Here is a 20,284-nt window from a genome sequence, read left to right on the forward strand (position 1 = left end):
TCACTCGTCTCGTCGGTGGACCGGCGAGCCGTCCATGATCCCTTCGATCCCGTCGAACGCCCCCGCGACCGTTAGCCCGCGATCGCTCTCGATCGTCACCCGGTGGAACCGGCTGTCGAAGTCCCCCAGCCGCTTTTTGACGACGCCGATCGCCCGTTCGAGCCGCCCGTCGACCTCGACGTAGGTCAGAAAGACGAGGTTGTCGGCGATGTAGCTGGTGTCGGTGCTGGTCGCCCGCGGCATGCCCGTGAGATGGTCGGCTTCGTCGGTGATCAACACCGCGATCTCGCGGTTCTTGAGCACGCGTGTCAGCCCGTGGAGTCGCCTGACCAGACGGCTCTCGTCGCCCTGCATCGAGATCTTGTACCCCGAGAGGCCGTCGATGAGGATCACGTCGGGGTCGTGCTCGTCGGCCTCCGCCAACACGTGCTGACCGAACTCCTCGGCCGACCGTACCAACGGCTCGAACTCGGTCAACCGCAGCGACCCGCGGTCGATGTGCTCCGACACCGGAATGTCGAGGTTCTCACACCGGTAGCTGAACTGTTCGATCGTCTCCTCGAAGAGGTAGCCGAGGGCCGTCCCGCCGGCGTCGACGATCCCATCGAGGATCTGTGCGCCGGTCGTCGACTTGCCGACCCCGGTCGGTCCGCTGATAAAGGAGACGGCTCCCCGTTCGATGCCGCCGCCCAGCAGATCGTCGAGGGCCGCATGGCCCGTCGACAGCAGCGCCGGATCGAACGTGCGGTTCCGGTGTTCGGGGATCACCTGCGGGTAGATCTCGATTCCGTCTTCGCGGATCTCCAGCCCGTGGGTGCCGTCGATCTGTCCGATACCCCGGTGTTTGGGGACGGCGATCCGGCGCTCGCTCTCGTCGAGATAGAGGTTGACGATACCGTCGCTGAGCGACTCGAAATCGTCGCCGGTGTGGTGGCCCTCGTTGCCGTGGGTGGTTTTGGTGACGACGGTGGTCACCTGTCGGTCCCTGAGGAACCGGATCAGCGACTGGAGGCGCTTGCGGTACTGGTACTCGTCGCGTTCGACGTACTGGAGCTGCGTGATCGGGTCGATCAGCAGCCGGTCGGGGTCGGTCGCCTCGATGACCTCCTTGATGTCCTTGGTGAACCGTTCGGACTCGATCTCGGTGGTCTCGACCAGTTCGTAGGCGATGTCCTCGGCGAAGAAGTCCGTTCCCGGTCCGATATCGAGGAACTCCGCCTCGGCGATGTCGATGTTCAACTGGTCGGCGTTGACCACGATATCGCCCTTCGATTCCTCGCCGTGGATGTAGACGACCGTCTCGCCGTTTTTCAGTCCCGCCTCCAGAAAGTGCTGGCCCAACAGCGATTTGCCAGTGCCCGAAACGCCCTGAATCAGGTAGATTCGACCGTGGATATACCCGCCGTGGAGCAGCTGATCGAGCTCCGGAATCCCCGAGCTGACCGGTTCGATCCCCCTGCTCGGTGTCCCGTTCGACTCGTCCATTAGATCACCCATATACGATTCGGTTATCCTGAGTTTACCGTATTTCCGAATAAGGGTTTGGGTCACTGTCTTCCCGGCGGCGTCGACTGTCGTCGACCGCTGAAATAGGTTTATTCGACCGACGGCTGTTGTCCCGGCTAGACGCCCTCCATGATCCGGGAGGCCTACCACTCGCTCGTCCATTCGGTGCGGGCGTCGGCAGCCGGACTGACAGCCGCTCACCCCGCGGTTGCACCCGCGGTCTACCGGCTCCGGGATTGCGGTGCGCGGCTATTCGTCGACGCCACCCGACTCCGAGTCCGACTCCGCCACGCCGCTCCGACCGATCCCTACCGGCTCTACCGGGTCGACCCCGCAGCGATCATCGACTCGATCTCGTGGCAGGAGCTCACTCCCGACCGGGGAGAGGCGATCCCCCACCCGCTGCGGCTCCCGAACTACCACTTCGCCGGCGGGGTGCTGAGCGGCGACTGGGACGTCGACCGCCATCCCTTCGCCGACTCGGTCGTCTACCGCTCGTTCCGGGCCCACTTCGAGGTCGGCGTGCCGTGGCCCGAGACCGACCTCTACGGCCAGTGTCTCGATACCATCGACGCCGGCGGGACGCCGTGGGGGTGTACCACTCCCGCCGACGTCGACCGGCGTTGCCGAGAGATCGATCGGCTCTACGAGCGGGTCGACCGCGAGGGGTACCGGACGCAGGCCGAGCTGCTCGCCTCGGGGAGCGACGCGCCGCTCGACCACGCCCGGCCCAACAAATACACTCGGACGGTCGACGGCGAGATCGCCCTCGTCGTCGGCCGTGACGGCGAGCTCCTGTTCTACGACGGCCGCAATCGCCTCGCGATCGCCAAACTGCTGGAGCTAGAGACAGTGCCGGTCGTCATCTTGGCCCGCCACAGCCAGTGGCAGGCACTCCGGGACCGCGTTGCCGCCGGCGAGCGGTCGCTGGCCGGGGTGCCCGACCGGTTGCAGTCGCATCCGGATCTGGTCGACCTGCGGTAGCTACTCCTCGGCGGTGTCGATACCGAGGGCCTCGTTGAGTCCGCAGAAACAGGTCGTCGCGTTGAAGCCGAGGCCAAGCGCCCCGGCTCCCGCGACCAACAGCGTCAGGTAGTTCCGATTCCGGAGCGCGCTCACCGCGACCACCGACAGCAGCGCCGCGAGCAGCGCGCGAACGAGCCGATCCGTACCGCCGACGTTCTGTTCAGGCGTCATAGCAGTCCCTTGGGTCGACTGGCATATGTAGCTTCGCCAACCCGCAGTCGACGATCGCTGCCTGCCCTCACCAGTCGACGCTGGCTCGACGAGCGACTCGTCACTGTGGTCGACCGTCCGAACTGTGTTCCATTCCAAACCGAATTTTTGAAGCGAGATTCTTCAGAGCCTGACCATACTTAGATTTATTCGGATGTAGTTTGTCAACAATAGTCATGACTGAGCACTTTGGAATTCTCGCACTGGCACCGCCATTGCTGGCGATCGTGCTGGCGATGACGACCCGGCAGGTGTTGGTGTCGCTGTTCGCTGGCGTCTGGATCGGGGCGTTGCTCGTCGCCGGGTGGAACCCCATCGGTGCCACGGCGCTGACGATGGACTGGCTCGTCGAGGTCCTACGGACCCCGTTCAACACCAAATTCGTCATCCTGATCCTCTTTATGGGGGCCGGGGCGGCGTTCATCTATCGGTCGGGTGGCATTCTAGCCTTGGAACAGACAATTGGCGACCGGGTAACCACCGCCCGCGAGTCGCAGATCCTCACGTGGCTGATCGGCGTCTTCATTTTCTTCGATTCGTATACGAGCACCGTCGTCACGGGTAACGCCACGCGCGAACTCGCCCAGGACAACGACTCCTCACGGGAGATGCACGCTTACGCGCTCGACTCGACGACCTCGCCGGTGACGACGTTCGGCCCGGTGTCAAACTGGATCGGCTTTCAGGTCTCGATGATCATCGTCGGCTTCGAGGCGACACAGGCCACCGTCGACCAGCTCGGGGTCACCGCTTTCGGGCTGTTTCTCCAGTCGATCCCGTGGAACATCTACTGTTTCATGGCGTTTTTCATGGTCGGCTTCATCGCCATCACCCAGCGGTTTTTCGGTCCGATGCTGAACGCCGAGTGGCGCGCCCGGTCGACCGGCCGGACGATCCGCGAGGATGCGACGCCGCTGTCGGACGTGTCGGCCGACGTCGGTGAACCCAGCGATAAGAACCCCTCGCTGATGAACTTCTTTGCGCCCATCCTCGTGTTGCTCGTGGTTGGGTTGGTCTCGATGTGGTATCTCGGCGGCGGCCCCCAACCCGACGTCGACATCGCGACGGCGTTTCAGGAGACCGACGTCGCCCTCGGCCTGCTGTACGGCTCCTTTGCGTTCATGCTCACCGGACTAGTCGGCTCGCTGGCCTACCGGACAATGGATCTCGAAGAGGCCAGCGAGGTCATCATTGATGGCTTCAAAACCATGGTCATCGCAATCGCGATCATCGTTCTCGCCTGGAGCATCGGGCTGGCCGCCGAGAACGTCGGCACCGCCCAGTACATCGTCGACCTACTGGTCGGCAGCGGCGTTCCCGGGAGCTTCCTGCCGTTGATCATCTTTATCGCGGCGATGTTCGTCGCGTTCACGACGGGAACCTCGTGGGGGACGATGGCGATTTTGACGCCGCTGGCGATCCCGCTGAGTTTCGAACTCGTCGGCCCGTCGGTGCTGCCGGTCGTGATCGCGATGCTGTTCGGCGGGGCGATCTGGGGCGATCACAGTTCGCCGATCAGCGATACCACTGTCATGTCGTCGATCTTCGCCGGCTCGGACCACATCGACCACGTCAATACACAGATCCCCTTCGCCGCGACGGCCGCCGGTGTCACCGTGATCGTGCTCTTCCTGTATGGGTTCGGGATGCAGAGCCCGTTCGTCGCACTCCCGCTCGCGTTCGTGTTGACGGCCGCCGCGGTTGTCGTCCTCAACAAGCTTGATGCCCGCCGCAAGGGACTCCCCGAGGTGATGCCGACCGCCGAGGAGATCGACTCGGGGGCCGTCGACATCGACCGGATCGAACGCGGCGAGGTCGACGGGGCCAACGGCAGTTACGACCACCTCTCGGCGATCCCGGCGGTGACCGTCGGCGTGGTCGTCGCTTACCTCCTGCTCGTCTTCGGGTTCGCGATGCTCGGCGGCTGATCGGTCGACGATGACCACGACCCAACTCGGACCATGGACGACACGTACATCCACTTCCTGACCACGGGTGGCACGATCGACAAGGAGTATCGCACACGGCGCGGGACGCGCAACCTCACTGTTGGTCCGCCTGCAGTCGAGCGGATCCTCGACACCATCGTCCCCGAGCCGACCTTCGAGTATGCCGTCGAGACCGTCTGCAAGAAGGACAGCCTCGATGTCGACGCCGACGACAGGGCACAGGTCGCGGCGGCGTGTCGGGAGGCTCCGGGCGAGCAGGTCGTCATCACCCACGGCACCGACACGATGACGGAGACGGCTGCGGCGCTGGACGGCGACAAGACGGTTGTACTCACCGGTGCGGCCACACCCCAGCGGATGGTCGACTCGGATGCGGCGTTCAACGTCGGCACGGCCATCGGTGCGGTCCAAACGCTCGATTCCGGCGTCTACATCGCAATGGGCGGCGGCGTCTACCCACACGACGCCGTCGAAAAACGCGACGACGGACAGTTCGCCCCGAAATAGCTTTTCAGTCGTCCAACTGGCCGTTCAACACCTTCGCTGCGACCAAAATCGGATCCCACACCGGACTGAACGGCGGCGCGTAGGCCAGATCCAGCCGCTCGACCTCCCCGACGGTCATCCCGGCGTCGAGCGCCGTCGACAGCGTATCGATCCGCACCGCCGCCCGGTCGGGGCCGACGATCGATCCCCCGAGCAGACGTTCTGTCTCCCGATCGGCGACGAGCGTGACGTCGGTTTCGGCCGCTCCTGGATAGTACCCCGAGCGCGACCCCGCAGTAATCGTTGCCGACACCGGATCGAACCCCGCCGCGGTCGCTTCCGCCTCGCTGACGAGTCCCACCCGACCACACTCCTGATCGAAGGCTTTGACCACTGCCGTCCCAGCGATATCGCCGACCGGCGTCGGCTCGCCCGCCACCGTCGACCCGATCGCACGGCCGGCGCGGTTGGCCGTCAGCCCCAGCGGGAGCCACGTCTCCTCGCCGGTCACCGTATGCCGGGCGGTCGCACAGTCACCTGCTGCGTAGACGTCGTCGAGGTTCGTCCGGCCGTAGTCGTCGGTCCGAAGCGCCCCGCCCGTGCCGAGGTCGACCCCGGTTTCGGCGAGCAACTCGGTGTTGGGTTCGATACCGACGCCGACGACCGCGAGGTCGACGGCCAACTCCGCGCCGTCGAAGGCGACGGCTTCGATCCGGTCGTCGCCGACCAGTGCGTCGACCGGCGTCTCGGTGTGGACGGTTACTCCCTTGTCTGCGAGTTCGGTCTCGACGCGCTCGCCGACCGCCTCGCCGAACGGCCGCAGGACGTGCTCGGAGCGCTGGAATAGATGGACCTCGAGGCCGCGGCCGACGAGGGCTTCGGCCATCTCGACGCCGACGTAGCCACCGCCGACGATCGCCGCCGTTTCGGGCGCAGCCAATTCGGCGTTGTACGCGACTCGCTCCCGATCTACCGGCGTGTCGTCGACCCGTCCGAAATCGTACTCGTCAGGGTCGGCGATGTAGGCGTCGATGGCTGCGGCGGCGTCCATACTGTGGAGCGTGAACGCGCCGTCGACCCCTCGAACGTCGAAGGAACCAGTGGTCGCCCGGCCGCCGGTGGCCACCAGGAGATCCGAATAGGGTTGGTCGAACGTCTCATCGTCGCTCTCTACGCGGACCGTTTTGGCTTCGGGGTCGACGCCCGTTACTTCGTGGCCGCGCCGGAGATCGATCCCCCGCTCGTCGGCCTCGGCGGGCAACAGCGACAGTAGATCGGCCATGCGGTCGACCCGGCCCTCGATGAAGTAGGGCATCCCGCAGTAGGCATAGGAGATCCACTGGCCCTTTTCGAAGACGATCACCTCTCGGTCGGGGGCGGCCCGGCGGCACTTGCTGGCGGCACTCAGCCCGGCGGCATCGGCACCGACGACGACGAACGGATCGGTCGACATACCGTGGAGTTCGCCTACAACTACAAAAGGCTCAGTCGGTCGTGCGGCGCTGACGACCACGCTGGTGGCCGGGACCGAACCACGGAAGTAGGTCGGCGCGCTCTATTCGGTCGAATGGTCAGTAGTCCCTGTATCAACGTCTGTACGGTCGACGACGGCGTCTGCACGGCCTGTGGGCGGACGCTCGAAGACATCGCGAACTGGGCAGCGATGACCGAGGCCGAGCGCATTGAGCGAATGCGGGCACTCGACGTGCCAGCGGACTCCTGACCTCCGGTTCTGCTACTCTCGACCCGTCGACGTGCCGACTCCGGGCAGGGCGACCCGGTCTTCGAGCCGCTGCATCGCTATCGCGGTCGTCAGCACCAATCCGAGATAGCAGAGTCCGACGACGACGTAGATCTCGGTGTACTGGAAGGTATCGGAGCCGATGTCCCGTGCGCGGCGGAACATATCGGGAACCGTGATGAAGGCGGCCAGCGAGGAGTATTTGATGAGGTAGACGAACTCGTTGGTCCAGCCGGGGATGGCGAACCGCAGCCCCTGCGGGAGGACGACGTGGCGGATCCCCTCGCGTTTCGAGAGGCCGACCGCGCGGGCGGCCGTGAGTTGTCCTTCGTCGACCGACTGGAGCGCCGCCCGAATATACTCGGCCTGATACGCCGAGGAGTTGACCGTGAAGGCAATGATGGCGACGACCGCCGCCGACCGCGGCGCTCCCGGTAGCTCCATCAGGCCGATCCCGCTGACGAGCCCCGCCAGCGGCAGCCCGAAATAGAAAAAAAACAGCTGGGCCAACAGCGGCGTCCCGCGGATCAACTCGGTGTAGGCCAGCGAGAGGCTGCTGCTGATCGGTCCGCCGTAGACGCGTGTCACGGCGAGCGGGACCGCGATCACCAGCCCGAACGCCATCGAGATGACCGTCAGGTAGACCGTAATAAACGCCCCCGCGGCCAGCGCCGGCCCCGTCGACGTGGCGAACGCCGCCAGCTCGAAGGGCCACGCCAGCCACTCGACGAGGACCCCTGCCGGGCCGACGGCGGCTGCCACGCCGCCGAGAGCCTCGGCGACTGCCGCGAACGGTTCGGCCGGAATCCACGGCTCGCGGGCCCCGACGCGGACCTCCGAGCGGATCAGGTCCGGCAACCCGATGGCCGTAAACACACTGTCGAGCAGCGTGTTGTGGGCTGCCCAGCGAGCCAGCAGCCACAGCCACAGCGCCCCACCGACAACCCCGGCGACCACCTTCTTGCGGCCGCGAATCGTTCCGACGGCCGCGTCGACGGTGTCGGCGCTCATTGGTGGAGGCCGGTCAGCTCGCCGAGGAACGTGCCCGTCCGTTCGTGCTCGGGGTTCTCGAAGAGCTGTTCGGGCGGTCCCCGCTCGACGATCTCGCCGTCGTCGAGGAAGGTGATCGTGTCGGCAGCCGACCGGGCGAACCCCATCTCGTGGGTGACACAGAGCATCGTCATCCCCTCCTCGGCGAGGTCCTTCATCACCGTCAGCACCTCGCCGATGAGTTCGGGATCCAGCGCGCTGGTCGGCTCGTCGAAGAGGATGAGTTCGGGGTCCATCGCCAGCGCGCGGGCGATCCCGACCCGCTGTTGCTGACCACCGGAGAGTTCAGCCGGGTAGGAGTCGGCCTGATCGGCGAGACCGACCCGGTCGAGGTAGTCGTCGGCCTTCGCGTCGGCCTCCGCTTTCGAGAGGCCCAACACCTCCCGAAGGCCGAGGGTGATGTTGCCGCGGGCGGTGAGGTGTGCAAAGAGGTTGAAGTCTTGGAAGACCATGCCCACGCGGCGGCGGAGTTCGTTTTCGTCGACCCCGTGGATCTCCTCGTCGTCGAGGTAGATCTCGCCGCTGTCGATCTCGGTGAGCCGATTGACACACCGCAGCAGCGTCGACTTCCCCGAGCCGCTTGGCCCGACGATGACCTCGACCTGCTGGCGGTCCATCCCGAAACTCACATCGTGCAGTACCGGTTCGTCGCCGTAGGATTTGTCGACGCTGTCGACGCGTAGTAGACTCATGAGTTACCTCCCGGAATCGCATACCGACTGTAGATGTAATCGAGCGTGCGGTTCGTCGTGAACGTGAGCACGAAGTAGATCGCGCTGATGGCGATGATGACCTCGATCACCGCGGTGTCGCGGCCGGGCTGGAGGTAGAGCCGCTCGGCGCGGGTCAGCAGTTCGGCCAGCCCGATCGCGAAGGCGACGCTTGTGTCTTTGAGGACGATCGTGAACTCGTTTTGGAACCCCGGCAGCGATCGGCGGACCGCCTGCGGGAAGACGACGTGCTGGATCGCCTGTAGTTTGGTCATCCCCACCGACCGGGCGGCCTCCAGTTGGCCCTCGCCGATCGACTGGATCGACCCGCGGAACACCTGCGCCTGATAGGCTGCGCTCCGGAGTCCGAGCGCTAGCGTCGCCGCGACGAACGCGTCGACTTTCACGCCGACGACTGGGAGGGATCCCAGCTGCGGAATCGGTAGCGCGAAGTAGAACAGCACGATCAGGACGACGATCGGCGTTCCACGGAGCAGCACGCCGGCGGTACTGACGGCCTCTGCCAGCCATCCCTCGCCGTAGACCTCGATGGCACCCGAGGGAAACCCCAGTGCGAACCCGAGGGTGAGACTCGTCGCTGTCAGGAGGACCGTGACGACGACGCCCAGCGCGATCGTCTGCCAGTTGGCGAATATAAATCCCCAGTCGCTTGCCTGCAGCACGGCCGGCTCCATCGTCGTTACTCGAACCACTCGGCGACGAGTTCGTCGTATGTGCCGTCGTCCTGCAGTTCGGCGAGCGCGTCGTTGATGTCGGCCAGTCGGTCGTCGTCCTGTCGCATCCCCATCCCGTAGACCTCACCGGTCTCGATGGTAAACGCGATGCTGACCGCCCGCCCGTCGGCGAAGTTCTGCGCCACGGGAATGTCGATGATCAGTGCGTCGACGTTGCCGTTTTCGAGGTCTTGGACGCCGAGCGTGTAGTTGTCGTACTGTCGGGTGTCGTCCGCAGAGACGATCCCATCGTCGACCAGCGTATCGACCTCGTCTTGGCCGGTCGTCCCCGACTGGGCACCGACCCGCTGGTCCGCGAGGTCGTCGACGCTCTCGGGACTGAGATCACTGTCCTCGGCGACGAGAACCGCCTGATCCGACTCGTAGTAGGGGTCGGTGAAAGCGATCTGCTGTTGTCGCTCCTCGTTGATCGTCATCGCCGCGGCGATCAGGTCGAGGTTGCCCTGTGTCAGCGAGGGGATTAGCGAGTCGAACTCGATTTCGGTCCACTCGCCGACCTCGTACCCAGCGCGCTCGATGGCCGCTTCCGCGAGGTCGACGTCGAAGCCGACGAGTTCGCCGTCCTCGGTGTACTCGAACGGCGGGAACCCGGGGGCCGTCCCGGGGTTGATGACTTCGGTGCCGTCGTCCTCGCCGTCCTCGCCGTCGCCGCTGCCCGTACAGCCCGCGACCGCACCAGTCGCGCCGACCGCGCCGACTGCTTTGAGATAGCTCCGTCGATCGATAGTGGCATCAGGTGTCATATTACTGTACTCGTAGGAGTCGGTGTTTAACGTTTCGACACGGAGAATGTTGGCAATCACACACCATCCGCACGATTCATCACTAGGCTGTTTCGATCCCGCTGCGCGTCACGGCTCCGGCAGCCGATCGACCCCGCACTGTCGGTAGCCGGTCCGCCGAATCGGCCGCAATCGGGACCGAGGCGGCTGCTGCGGGTCGACCGGCCGATCCGGCGGTTACCCGTACAATATATCAGAGATAATGAAATATACTTTTGAACGTTACTGTTTAACGACATAATATATGTCGGAGTCCAACACGGAGCGGCCGGACGACACGCCCTGTCAGATGGAGATCGTGTTCGATCAGTCGACGCCGCCCGACGACTGTCGGACCACCGGCAACCGCGTGCGGTGTGCGCCGGTCTCTCACCACGCCGACCCGCTGTCGATCGAGAGCGGCGTCACGATCTGCAAGGAGTTCGGCTACGACGAGATCAAGGGCAGTGGGATGATGCGGGCCGGCGACATCGTCCAGCCGGCCAACCAGCTCGATTCCGAGTTCGGCGACCGCGTCACTGGCGGCCTGTTCGCCGACGTGATGACGCCGGCCCACAGCGCCTATCCGATGACCGTCTTCCACGGTTTCCGGCTCGTGCCCGCCGTCGACGGGTTCGGTTTCGCCACCTCGGTCGGTTCGAAAGTCGAAAACCACTTCGAGACGGCCGATCTCGTCCGGACGAGTCACAACCGGCTGACCGTCATCACCAACACCGATCAGTTCTCACAGCGGCTGCTCAAATCACACACCGACTGATACTGGTTATTGTAGACGGTTACCGCTTCGACCGCCGCCCGGTGGGCGGTCGAGCGGCAACTTCCTACAATAATCCGTATGAGTGGCGGCCCCACTCCGGTCGCTTTGCTGACTACCCCGATGTGCCCTCCCGGTCCGATTCGCCCTCCCGCTTGGTCGACCGCCGGCCGTATTGGTACGGTCCCCCGGCTCACGTGTCGACAGCACGGCCCGAAGCTGGCGGGCGCTGTGGGAGCGACACCGTTGACAGGCGGGACCTCGGACGATTGTACTCGGCAGCGATGAAGGAGTGGGTGGCCACCGGAAGCCGGTGGTGGGACAACAGGAACAGCCGGAACGTGGTGCCTCAGCGGCGACGTCGGCGCGAGGTCCGCCGGAAGACGACGTTCGACGACTCCCGCAGGCGACCGTAGCGTGTCGAGCTGTGGGTCGTCGACCGGAACCGTTCGTACTGGTTCTCATTACTCGTCGTTCGTTTGTTTTTTGCTGGCTTTCGTACCATCATCACACTCAATTCAACGGCTCAGGTATGTATTTGTGTGACTAACGCGGCAATATATCGAGCATGCTCGAAATTCCTTGACGCTGCGCAAAGAGAAACTCGGTTCGGAGTAAATAGTTCGGATCTCGGGCCGCCGATGCGAGTATATCTGTGTGTTTGTAAACTATAACAGATATTAAGGCTCGTTTTGAGCGATTCTATGTGCGATTGGTGGAAGAATATTCATTATAGTCTCCCAGCCGTCCTTCCCGGATATGAAACCGAGGCCGTAGGTGGGGCCGCAGTCGGCGTGGCGTGTCGACTGGGGTGTGTAGGGTCTCACCTATTTCGCGCGGCAGAAATGCGCCGGCCGGGATTTGAACCGGAGCAAGACGGTCGCGCTCACCGCGTTCGCGCGCTGCGACTCGCAGGGTTCAAATCCCTCTTGTCGATTCCTGCGGCTCGCGGAGTTGCTCGCCGCAGGAATGCGCCGGCCGGGATTTGAACCCGGGCCATGAGCTTGGAAGGCTCAGGTCCTACCACTAGACCACCGGCGCGCGAGACGTCGACCGCGGCAACACGTCGCGTTCCAACGCCGCTGTATCGACGTACCCCACAGTTCTCGACCGGCCATTAATTACCTTACCGTTTCGCCGCGAGCGTCATACTGGTTATCGGAGACGGTTCCCGCACCGACCGCCGCCCGGTGAGCGGTCGAGCGGTACCTTCCTCAAGTACTCCGTCTTAGTCGTCGCCGAAACTCCGGGCCGCAGCCTGTAGATCGGCCGACACCGCCGGGACCTCGCTTTCGGCGACCGGCCCTTCGGCCTCGATCTCCGCGAGTGATTTGGGATACGTCCGCAGTTCCTTGTGGATCGCCAACCCCGCCTTCGCGCCCTTGCCCATCGCCACCGGTACCTGATTGTGGCCCGGCGTGATGTCGCCGACCGCATAGACGCCCTCAACGCTGGTTCGGCCGTGATCGTCGACGACGACCGTCCCGTCGTCGTTCAGTTCACAGTCCAGCGCCTCCGCCAACTCGGTGTTGTAGTTCGAGCCGTACATGGCGAAGCCGCCCCTGTACTCCCGGACCGTCCCGTCCTCGAACTCGAAGCTTTTGAGCCAGCCGTCGTCGCCTTTGGTCATCCCCGTGATGTCCTCGTGGATGACGTCGACCGGGTGGGCCTTGACCAGCCGCTGGGTCTCGTCGCTCCACTCGATGTCGTCACCGCGGGTGAGGATGTCGACCTCGTCGGTGAAGTTGAGCATGATCATCGCCACGTGGGCGGCGGCCTCGCCGGTCCCCATCACGTACACCGATTCGTCGATGAACATGTAGGCATCACAGTGGAGACAGTAGTGCAGTCCCTTCCCGGTCCGCGGCAGCGGCGGCTCCGGGCGCTCGTCGGAAAACCCGACGCCGAGGACCACGCGGTCGGCGAGGACGTCCGCCGAGTTCCCACGCAGGTGGAACCGGCCGTCATCGGTACGTTCGATCTCGGTGACGAGGTCCCGGATGACGTCGCCGCCGTACTCTTCGACCTGCTCGGTTGCGGTCCCGAGGAACTCGTTGCCCGAGACGTCCTCGGTGACGCCGATCACGTTGTGTGTGTCGAGCATCATCGCCGCGCGGCCGCCCCCGCGGTCCACCACGACAGTATCGTGGCCGAGTCGCGTGGTGTACAACGCCGCCGACAGTCCGGCCGGTCCCCCGCCAACGACCGCGACTTCGTAGCTTTCAGCGCCCGATTCGGCGTCCGCTCCCTCTGTCTCACTCATTGTCCTCCCTACGAACTCCGGTTATATAAGCACCCCACAGTTGTGCGCGACAGTTACAATACACGGTCCGGCGGCGACACCACGGCATAACAGTTCCCACTGGAGAGTCGGCAGTCGACCACCTCGACGTCGCTGGCCGCCAGATCCGCCCGGAACTCCTCTGGATCGTAGATGTGGTAGTAGCGTCCGACCTGTTTGCCGCCCGGAAGCGTCCAGTCGACGGTCGTGTCGAACCCCTCGGTTGCGTCGAACCGGTCGTGGGCGGTACTCCACGCCGAGACGAGACCCCGGCCGCCGGGAGCCAGCACTCGGCCGACCGCCGAGAGGCTCTGTTGTCGGGCGTCGCGCGTGGGGAGATGGTGTAGCGTCGCCACGTAGACCACCTGCGAGAACCGGTCGTCGCCGAACGGGAGTCGGGCGGCATCGCCGTGGACGAGGTCGACCTCGAACCCGCGCTCGGCGGCCCGCTGGCGGGCCTCGGCGAGGAGGCCGCGGCTCACATCGAGGCCGACGACATCGGCTCCGGCCTCGGCGAGCGCTTGGGCGTGTCGACCGTTGCCACAGCCGAAATCGAGGGCGCGGTCGAGGGAGCCACAGCGGTCGGCTTCGTCGCTGATAAACGACGCCACTTCCGGCCACGCGTACTCCCGTGTCTTGGCGAAGTGGTCGGCGATCCGGTCGTAGACGGCCTGTAGGTCCTCGGCCGGTGGCTCGGCCGTCTCGCCGTCGCCGTCGATCCGCCGGTCGGCAGTCATTATCCCTCGTCGGCGCTGGGGCGGCAAAGCGTCTGTGGATCCGAGCGGTGTCGAGGGTGGCCGGCCGGATATTCCGGCACGTACGGAACACAGCACAACCTACATAGGACTCGTCTTCCTACCTACGGCCATGTCAGACACCGATGCAGTCGTCGAACACCGACCGCTGGTGATCGCCGGAACCGGGATCGCCGGGCTCTCTGCGGCCATTTATGCCGCGCGATCGAACAACAACCCACTCGTGTTGGAGGGCGACGAACCGGGTGGCCAGCTCACGCTCACCACCGACGTCGAGAACTATCCGGGCTTCCCCGAGGGGATCTCCGGACCGGAGCTCATCAACAACATGAAAGAGCAGGCCACGCAGTTCGGTGCGGACACGAAAAACGGCGTCGTCGACACCGTCGGCGTCGAAGGCGAGGGCACCGACCGCCAGTTCCGGATCACCCTCTCGAACGGTGACGTCTACACCGCCGACGCGGTGATCGCCGCCTCCGGGGCGAGCGCCCGCACCCTCGGTGTGCCGGGCGAGGACGAACTCATGGGCTACGGGCTGTCGACGTGTGCGACCTGTGACGGCGCGTTCTTCCGCGACGAGGAGATCGTGGTCGTCGGCGGCGGCGACGCTGCCATGGAGGAAGCCCACTTCCTCACGAAGTTCGCCTCGAAAGTCTACATCGTCCACCGCCGCGAGGAGTTCCGCGCCGAGGACGTCTGGATCGACCGCGTGATGGACAAAGTAGACGACGGCGAGATCGAGATCATGCGCAACACCGAGGTCACCGAACTCCATGGCAGCCAAGCCGATGGCCTCGATTCGATCACGATGGTCCGCAACCCCGAAGGCCACCCGACGGACAAACTCGACGATCCCGAAACCGAAGAGTTCGAGTTCGACGCCGGGGCGATCTTCTACGCCATCGGTCACACCCCAAACACCGACTATCTCGAGGGCACGGGCGTCGAAACCAACGACGAGGGCTACCTCAGAACCCACGGCGGCGAGGGCGGCAACCAGACCGCAACCGGCGTCGACGGGCTGTTCGGCGCGGGTGACGTGGTCGACTTCCACTACCAACAGGCCGTGACCGCCGCGGGGATGGGTTCGGAGGCTGCGATGGACGCCGACGCCTATCTCGAAGACCTCGAACGCCAGCGGGCCCAGTCGGCCGCCGCGGGTGTCGACGCGGCAGCCGCCGAATCCGACGACTGATCGACGATACCGACGCTGTTCTCGCAATCGTCTCCGATCGGAACTCGTGGCTGGACTGGCCGACCGTTATTCGAGGTGGTCGACGCGCCCCGAGAAGTCCAACTCCCAGGCGCTGCCGTTCTGTTCGATCCGTGTGAGCCCGCACAGCGGCGCGTCGACGCCGTCGGTCGAGCCGACTAGCCCGCGGGTCACGCCCCCAATGGTCAGCCCGTGGCCGATCATGAGGACGCGTCCGTCGTGGGCCGCGGCGATCCGCCGGGCGGCCTCGCCGGCCCGCTTCTCGGCCTCGTGGTGAGCTTCGGGGAACCCCGGTTCGACGAACGGCTCGTCGGGCTGCCGGATGGGATCGAAGTAGCCCGCCAGCGTCCGGTGGGAGAGGGTTTCGGGCTCGCTGTCGAACCACTCGGCGTTCCGATGTTCGCCGAGGCCGGGCTCCAGCCGCGCGGTGCCGCCGAGTTCGCCACAGATCTCGGCGGTGGTCTGGACCGTCCGCAGGAACGGCGAGCAGTAGATCGCCTCAAAGCCCATCCCGCGGTCGGCGAAAAACCGGCCGACACGCCAGGCCTGCCACCGACCGAGTTCGGTGAGCCCCGGATCGTGTACCCGGTCGGCGGTCAGCTCCCAGTCGGGGTCGACCGTATCCTGTCGTTGGCCGTGCCGTACGACCCATACGCTCTGTCCCATGTGAACGTCATACAGGCCCCGATATATCTAGTTGATGGCAGTCACGGGGAACCGACCGGGCAGTGACTGGGTAGGACACCGGCGCAGACCGGTGTTTCTATCCCTGCGTGGTCGGTAGCTATCGCCATGACTGACGCCCCAGTTCGGGTCGGTGTGTTGTCGCTCCATACGAGCAAGGAGACGAAGGCGATCCTCAACGCGGTCGAAGACCTCGGTCACGAGCCGGTGTGGCTCCGCCGGGAGAACACCGCCATCAGCATCGAAAACAGCGAGGTCACTCTCGAACCCGATGTCGACATCATCGCCAACCGCCTGCTGCTGTCGAATACCGAGGAGCCAGCCGAGGGGTTGGGGCTCGCGACGACCTTCGAGCGGATCCGCCCGATGCTCAACACGCCCGACGCCGTGTTGGGTGCGATCCACAAGTTCGCCACCGGCGCGACGCTGGCCGACTGGAACATTCAGGTGCCCGACGCCCTGCTGGCGCTGTCGAACGACCGTCTCAACGAGGGACGGGAGCGGTTCGGCGATGTCGGGGTTTATAAGACCGCCATCGGCACCCACGGCGGCGGCACGTGGAAGGTCGACCTCACCGAGCCGGTGAATCCAAAAGTCGGCAACCGGCAGGCCTTCCTGCAGGAGCTGATCGACCGCGACGACGAGGCCCACCGGGACCTCCGGATCTACACGGTCGGCGACGAGATCATCGGTGCGATGTACCGCTACGCGCCGGAGGGCGACTGGCGAACCAACGTCGCCCTCGGTGGGTCGGTCCAAGACGCCAGCGGCGACCTCCCCGAGGAGGCCGCCGAGACCGCCCTCTATGCGGCAGACGTGTTGGGCCTCGACTACGCGGGCGTCGACCTCGTCGAGGGCCACGACGGCTGGTTCGTCCTCGAAGTCAACCCCACCGCCGGGTTCAAGGGGCTCTACGAGGCGACCGAGACGAGTCCCGCACCCTACATCGCCCAACTGGCGATCGAGGAGGCTGGCGGAACGGTCGACCCCGAGCGCGTCGAGGGGCTCTCGAACACGCTCGACGACTCGATGCCGTCGTCGATGCCCCGGCCCGAACCGCCGACCAGCGACGAGGTCCCCATGATCGGCTACATCGAGGACGTCGTCGTCATCGGCACCAGCGGCTCCAAACAGACCCTCGCCAAGTCGGATACGGGCGCGACCCGCAGCAGTATCGATACCAGTCTCGCCGCCGAGATCGGCGCTGGCCCGATCAAAAGCATGACCAGAGTCCGCTCGGGCAGCAGCAAAACCGGCAAAGCGCGGCCGGTGGTCGACCTCGTCATTGGGATCGGCGGCAACCAGCACACCGTCACCGCGAGCGTCGAGGACCGCGGGCATATGGACTACCCGCTGCTGCTCGGGCGAGACATTTTGCAGCATTATCGTGTGGACGTGCGTCGACGGGCCGACAGCGACCACCCCGCGGGCCGCGAGTCGGATCTCGAAGAGTGACCGCGAGACCGCTTGAAACAGTGCGACAGCCCACATGATGACGATCTGTGTTTGCGTGGTGGAACCGTGAAGTAACCACTTCACTCTCAGATAAGGCTACATTCGTGGGAGACTTCTAACGAGTTATGCACCACACACGACGGCAATACCTCCGCTACATGGGGGGCGCTGGCTCCGTACTCGCCGCCGGGCTCGCCGGCTGTACCGGCCGTAGCGGCCCCGACGACAGCCAGAACGAAACGCCGCCATCGGGGACCGACGGGACGAACGGCTCCGGTGGCACGCGCCCCGAAGGGACGGGCGGCCCCGGCGTCAGTCTCGTCTCGACTGACGAGGACCCGGACCTCCCTGTTCAACCGAGCGTCGAGATCGTCCGTGATACCGCCACCGAGGACCACCCGCCGCGACTCCAAACGACGCTCACGAATACGAGCGACGAGGCGGTGCGCGTCGGCGAGGGGCGCGCGGTCCACTTCGAGTACGTCACCGACGACTCCGGGTTGCTCACACTCCTTCCGGGCAACGGCGACACCGAGTATCCCGCCGAACCAGACTGCTGGCGGCTGACCGAGGGGATCGCCACCACTGAGGAGTACCGAACGTTCGAGATCGAAGCGGGCGAATCGAGCAGTCGACCCGTCGACCTGTACGCCACACCTGACGCCGACGGCTGTCTGCCTGTCGGCGAGTATCGCTTCGAGTCGACGATCGCCGTCGTCGGAGCCGATGCTGAGGCAGAATCGTCCGCGACATGGGGGTTCTCCGTCCTTCTGGAGTAGTGTCCGGACGAACAGCACCAACCAGAATACTTGAATTACCTGCCTGTCTGTCTTTTGTATGGATAGCTTCTGCGACAGCATCGAACGGATCTCGTATCTGGCTCGGGCGGAGTCCAGAATTCGCGTTCTGAACCGGTTGTCAGCCTCGGAACTGATCGAACGGCGGGGATTATGTGCGTCGCTCTCGCTGTCGCGCTCGGCAGTCGTTCGCGCAGTCGACTCCCTCGAAGAACGGGGGTGGGTCGCCGTGGAGCCCGACGGCGTTCGCCTGACACCAGTCGGGCGGCTCGTCATCGAGGAGTTCCTGGAACTGGTCGACTCGATGGATACGATCACCGATCTCGCCCCCTTTCTCGAGTGGTTCCCGCTCTCGGAGTATGACCTTGATGCCACCGATCTCCAGGACGGCACCGTGACCGTCGCCGTCGACGGCGACCCCTACGCTCCGGCGCGGGAGCACACGAACCGCATCCGGACTGCCAATCGGTTTCGCGCCCTGCTCCCGTCGATCGGTCGGGATGCGATCACCGAGGCCCACCGGGGGATCATGGCCGGTGAGCTCGAATCGACGCTGATCGTCTCACCGACCGTCGAGAGACGGATCCGAAGCGATCAGTTCGCCCCGCAGTTCGAGGAGATGCTCTCGACCGGTCGGCTAACCGTCCGTATCGCCGAATCGATCCCCTTCTTCCTCGGTCTGGCCGACGACTGGGCGACACAGATTGGCGTCGAAGACGACGACGGGCTCCCCCGCGCGCTGCTCGACACGTCGAACGAACGGGTCCGGTCGTGGGGCGAGGAACTGTTCACCGACTACCGCCGTTCGGCAACCGATGAGATACAACTGTAAACGTGTTGTGTGCTAGTTGCACAGTGTGCAGCGCGTAGCGTTATATTCTGTAACGGGGACCGTTACACTGCCAAGAGGTCCCCAATCCCGCCCCCTTTGGTCCCCGCTGCCCCCTCCATGGATCTCTTGGTATCGCTTTACTATGAATTGATTCTGTCAGTTACACGACTTTCCGATAGGTAGATATGCGGCACTGCGTAGACGCGACAAGTCCGCTGACGGAGTGGTGTGGCTATAACTGTCGGCTACTTGCCCAGCCGCTCACGCGCCGCCGCCACGATCAGCGGGAGGTGCACTGTCGCATCTCCGAGCACCGTCACGTTGCGGGCTTCCTTCGTCAGTTTCCCCCACGACCGCGCCTCATCGAGCGTCGCTCCCGAGAGCCCGCCCGTCGACGACGAGTCCATCGTGATCTGGACGCCGTAATCGTACGCGCCGGGGGTCACAAGCATCGTCTGGAGCGTGAAGTTCTTCGGGACGCCGCCGCCGACCAGCAGACAGCCCGCGGTGTCGGCGTCGTAGGCCAGATCGGTGAGGGGCGTCATATCCGCCAGCGCGTCGAGGGTGAGATCCGAGATCTGCGAATACATCCACGCCTGCAGCCCGAAGACCGAATCCTGCACGGCCGGACAGTAGATCGGTACGTCGTTTTCGTACGCGGCTGCAGCGATCCCGGCGTCCTCCTCGATTCCCTCCGCCTCGTTACGCTCGGCGTTGGCCTTCCCCAGTTCGGCGCAGAGTTCCGCAATGCCGACCGAGTCCTGCTCTGCCAGCGGCGGAAAGACGTTGTCGCGGAGATGCGATTCCAGCAGCGAGAAGTACTCCTGTGGGAGGTAGACATTATAGATGCGGTCGACCTGTTCGTCGCGCAGTTGCTCGTCGAACTCCCGCTCGTCGAGGTCGGGATGCTCGTGGTCGCCGTGGTGGTGTTTGCCGCCGATGGCCTCGATAGCGTCGTGGGTCAGGTTCGCACCCGTGGTGATCAGCGCGTCGACGTGACCATCGCGGATCAGGTCGGCGACGATCTGCCGCATTCCAGTGGGGACCATCGCCCCCGCCAGCGACATGAAGACGGTACAGTCGTCGTCCGCGAGCATCTCGGTGTAGATGTCGACCGCCTCGTGGACGCCCGCCGCGCCGATGCCAGCGTGGCCGTACTGGTCGGCCAGTTCGCCGACGCTCATGCCGGCCCAGACGTGGCTGTGGCCGATCGGATCGTGGTCGAACGTCGTTCGCTCGGGCTCCTCGTACTCGTTGCCCTCGGCGTCGTGGTCGTCAGTCATGGCTCGGTGTGGGTC

At 64.9% G+C, this 20,284-nt stretch carries 20 protein-coding genes and 1 tRNA gene; 9 read left to right on the forward strand and 12 right to left on the reverse strand.

Annotated features, from left to right (window positions below; all coding sequences use genetic code 11):
• A complete protein-coding gene (locus NKJ34_RS04080) occupies positions 1 to 1,485 on the reverse strand; it encodes an ATPase domain-containing protein (protein WP_253737006.1) in 1,485 nt (494 codons plus the stop codon).
• A gap of 150 nt (positions 1,486 to 1,635) precedes the next feature.
• Here NKJ34_RS04080 and NKJ34_RS04085 point away from each other — a divergent pair, with 150 nt between their 5' ends.
• Entirely contained in the window at positions 1,636 to 2,490 is an 855-nt protein-coding gene (locus tag NKJ34_RS04085) for a hypothetical protein (protein WP_253737007.1), read from the forward strand.
• Here NKJ34_RS04085 and NKJ34_RS04090 read toward each other — a convergent pair whose 3' ends face one another.
• Positions 2,491 to 2,703, reverse strand: coding sequence for a YgaP-like transmembrane domain (locus tag NKJ34_RS04090; protein ID WP_253737008.1), 213 nt, complete (start codon positions 2,701 to 2,703; stop codon positions 2,491 to 2,493). It abuts the gene before it with no gap.
• A 275-nt stretch (positions 2,704 to 2,978) separates the two neighbouring features.
• On the opposite strand from NKJ34_RS04090, the gene NKJ34_RS04095 reads away from it, so the two are divergent.
• Entirely contained in the window at positions 2,979 to 4,670 is a 1,692-nt protein-coding gene (locus NKJ34_RS04095) for a Na+/H+ antiporter NhaC family protein (RefSeq protein ID WP_321169443.1), read from the forward strand.
• 33 nt (positions 4,671 to 4,703) lie between these two features.
• A complete protein-coding gene (locus NKJ34_RS04100) occupies positions 4,704 to 5,198 on the forward strand; it encodes an asparaginase domain-containing protein (protein ID WP_253737010.1) in 495 nt (164 codons plus the stop codon).
• A 4-nt stretch (positions 5,199 to 5,202) separates the two neighbouring features.
• Here NKJ34_RS04100 and NKJ34_RS04105 read toward each other — a convergent pair whose 3' ends face one another.
• Positions 5,203 to 6,630 carry an FAD-dependent oxidoreductase gene (locus NKJ34_RS04105; RefSeq protein ID WP_253737011.1) on the reverse strand — a complete coding sequence of 476 codons (1,428 nt, stop codon included), beginning with the start codon at positions 6,628 to 6,630 and terminating at the stop codon, positions 5,203 to 5,205.
• 114 nt (positions 6,631 to 6,744) lie between these two features.
• On the opposite strand from NKJ34_RS04105, the gene NKJ34_RS04110 reads away from it, so the two are divergent.
• Positions 6,745 to 6,900 carry a DUF1289 domain-containing protein gene (locus tag NKJ34_RS04110; protein ID WP_253737012.1) on the forward strand — a complete coding sequence of 52 codons (156 nt, stop codon included), beginning with the start codon at positions 6,745 to 6,747 and terminating at the stop codon, positions 6,898 to 6,900.
• A gap of 12 nt (positions 6,901 to 6,912) precedes the next feature.
• Here NKJ34_RS04110 and NKJ34_RS04115 read toward each other — a convergent pair whose 3' ends face one another.
• From NKJ34_RS04115 to NKJ34_RS04130, 4 genes are read right to left on the reverse strand one after another with little or no spacing between them, the layout of a single operon-like run.
• Complete coding sequence (locus NKJ34_RS04115; protein WP_253737013.1) at positions 6,913 to 7,929, reverse strand: amino acid ABC transporter permease; 1,017 nt, start codon at positions 7,927 to 7,929, stop codon at positions 6,913 to 6,915.
• On the reverse strand, positions 7,926 to 8,660 hold the full coding sequence (locus NKJ34_RS04120; RefSeq protein WP_253737014.1) for an amino acid ABC transporter ATP-binding protein: 735 nt from the start codon (positions 8,658 to 8,660) through the stop codon (positions 7,926 to 7,928). Before NKJ34_RS04120 ends, NKJ34_RS04115 begins: the two co-directional genes overlap by 4 nt.
• Entirely contained in the window at positions 8,657 to 9,373 is a 717-nt protein-coding gene (locus NKJ34_RS04125; RefSeq protein WP_253737015.1) for an amino acid ABC transporter permease, read from the reverse strand. Before NKJ34_RS04125 ends, NKJ34_RS04120 begins: the two co-directional genes overlap by 4 nt.
• A gap of 5 nt (positions 9,374 to 9,378) precedes the next feature.
• Entirely contained in the window at positions 9,379 to 10,176 is a 798-nt protein-coding gene (locus tag NKJ34_RS04130; RefSeq protein ID WP_253737016.1) for a transporter substrate-binding domain-containing protein, read from the reverse strand.
• A 283-nt stretch (positions 10,177 to 10,459) separates the two neighbouring features.
• Between NKJ34_RS04130 and NKJ34_RS04135 the strand changes: the two genes are divergently transcribed.
• Positions 10,460 to 10,972, forward strand: coding sequence for a hypothetical protein (locus NKJ34_RS04135; protein ID WP_253737017.1), 513 nt, complete (start codon positions 10,460 to 10,462; stop codon positions 10,970 to 10,972).
• Between the two features lie 967 nt (positions 10,973 to 11,939).
• Here NKJ34_RS04135 and NKJ34_RS04140 read toward each other — a convergent pair.
• From NKJ34_RS04140 to NKJ34_RS04150, 3 genes are all read right to left on the reverse strand, one after another.
• Positions 11,940 to 12,010: transfer RNA gene (locus NKJ34_RS04140), tRNA-Gly, on the reverse strand.
• A 187-nt stretch (positions 12,011 to 12,197) separates the two neighbouring features.
• Positions 12,198 to 13,232, reverse strand: a complete 1,035-nt coding sequence (locus NKJ34_RS04145; protein ID WP_253737018.1) for an NAD(P)/FAD-dependent oxidoreductase — start codon at positions 13,230 to 13,232, stop codon at positions 12,198 to 12,200.
• Between the two features lie 53 nt (positions 13,233 to 13,285).
• Complete coding sequence (locus NKJ34_RS04150; protein ID WP_253737019.1) at positions 13,286 to 13,987, reverse strand: class I SAM-dependent methyltransferase; 702 nt, start codon at positions 13,985 to 13,987, stop codon at positions 13,286 to 13,288.
• A 130-nt stretch (positions 13,988 to 14,117) separates the two neighbouring features.
• On the opposite strand from NKJ34_RS04150, the gene NKJ34_RS04155 reads away from it, so the two are divergent.
• On the forward strand, positions 14,118 to 15,200 hold the full coding sequence (locus NKJ34_RS04155) for an NAD(P)/FAD-dependent oxidoreductase (protein ID WP_253737020.1): 1,083 nt from the start codon (positions 14,118 to 14,120) through the stop codon (positions 15,198 to 15,200).
• 66 nt (positions 15,201 to 15,266) lie between these two features.
• Here NKJ34_RS04155 and NKJ34_RS04160 read toward each other — a convergent pair whose 3' ends face one another.
• Positions 15,267 to 15,884, reverse strand: a complete 618-nt coding sequence (locus NKJ34_RS04160) for a histidine phosphatase family protein (RefSeq protein WP_253737021.1) — start codon at positions 15,882 to 15,884, stop codon at positions 15,267 to 15,269.
• Between the two features lie 120 nt (positions 15,885 to 16,004).
• Here NKJ34_RS04160 and NKJ34_RS04165 point away from each other — a divergent pair, with 120 nt between their 5' ends.
• The 3 genes from NKJ34_RS04165 to NKJ34_RS04175 all read left to right on the forward strand — a co-directional run bounded on the left by NKJ34_RS04165 (position 16,005) and on the right by NKJ34_RS04175 (position 18,986).
• Positions 16,005 to 17,357: a putative ATP-dependent zinc protease gene (locus NKJ34_RS04165; protein WP_425491772.1), complete on the forward strand. Its 1,353-nt coding sequence runs from the start codon at positions 16,005 to 16,007 to the stop codon at positions 17,355 to 17,357.
• A gap of 125 nt (positions 17,358 to 17,482) precedes the next feature.
• Positions 17,483 to 18,136: a hypothetical protein gene (locus NKJ34_RS04170; RefSeq protein WP_253737023.1), complete on the forward strand. Its 654-nt coding sequence runs from the start codon at positions 17,483 to 17,485 to the stop codon at positions 18,134 to 18,136.
• 58 nt (positions 18,137 to 18,194) lie between these two features.
• Positions 18,195 to 18,986: a helix-turn-helix transcriptional regulator gene (locus NKJ34_RS04175; RefSeq protein WP_253737024.1), complete on the forward strand. Its 792-nt coding sequence runs from the start codon at positions 18,195 to 18,197 to the stop codon at positions 18,984 to 18,986.
• A 245-nt stretch (positions 18,987 to 19,231) separates the two neighbouring features.
• On the opposite strand, the gene NKJ34_RS04180 is transcribed toward NKJ34_RS04175, so the two are convergent.
• Entirely contained in the window at positions 19,232 to 20,269 is a 1,038-nt protein-coding gene (locus NKJ34_RS04180) for a deoxyhypusine synthase (RefSeq protein ID WP_253737025.1), read from the reverse strand.
• Positions 20,270 to 20,284: the final 15 nt, after the last annotated feature.

Source organism: Halohasta salina (genome assembly GCF_024178165.1).
Classification (GTDB): domain Archaea; phylum Halobacteriota; class Halobacteria; order Halobacteriales; family Haloferacaceae; genus Halohasta; species Halohasta salina.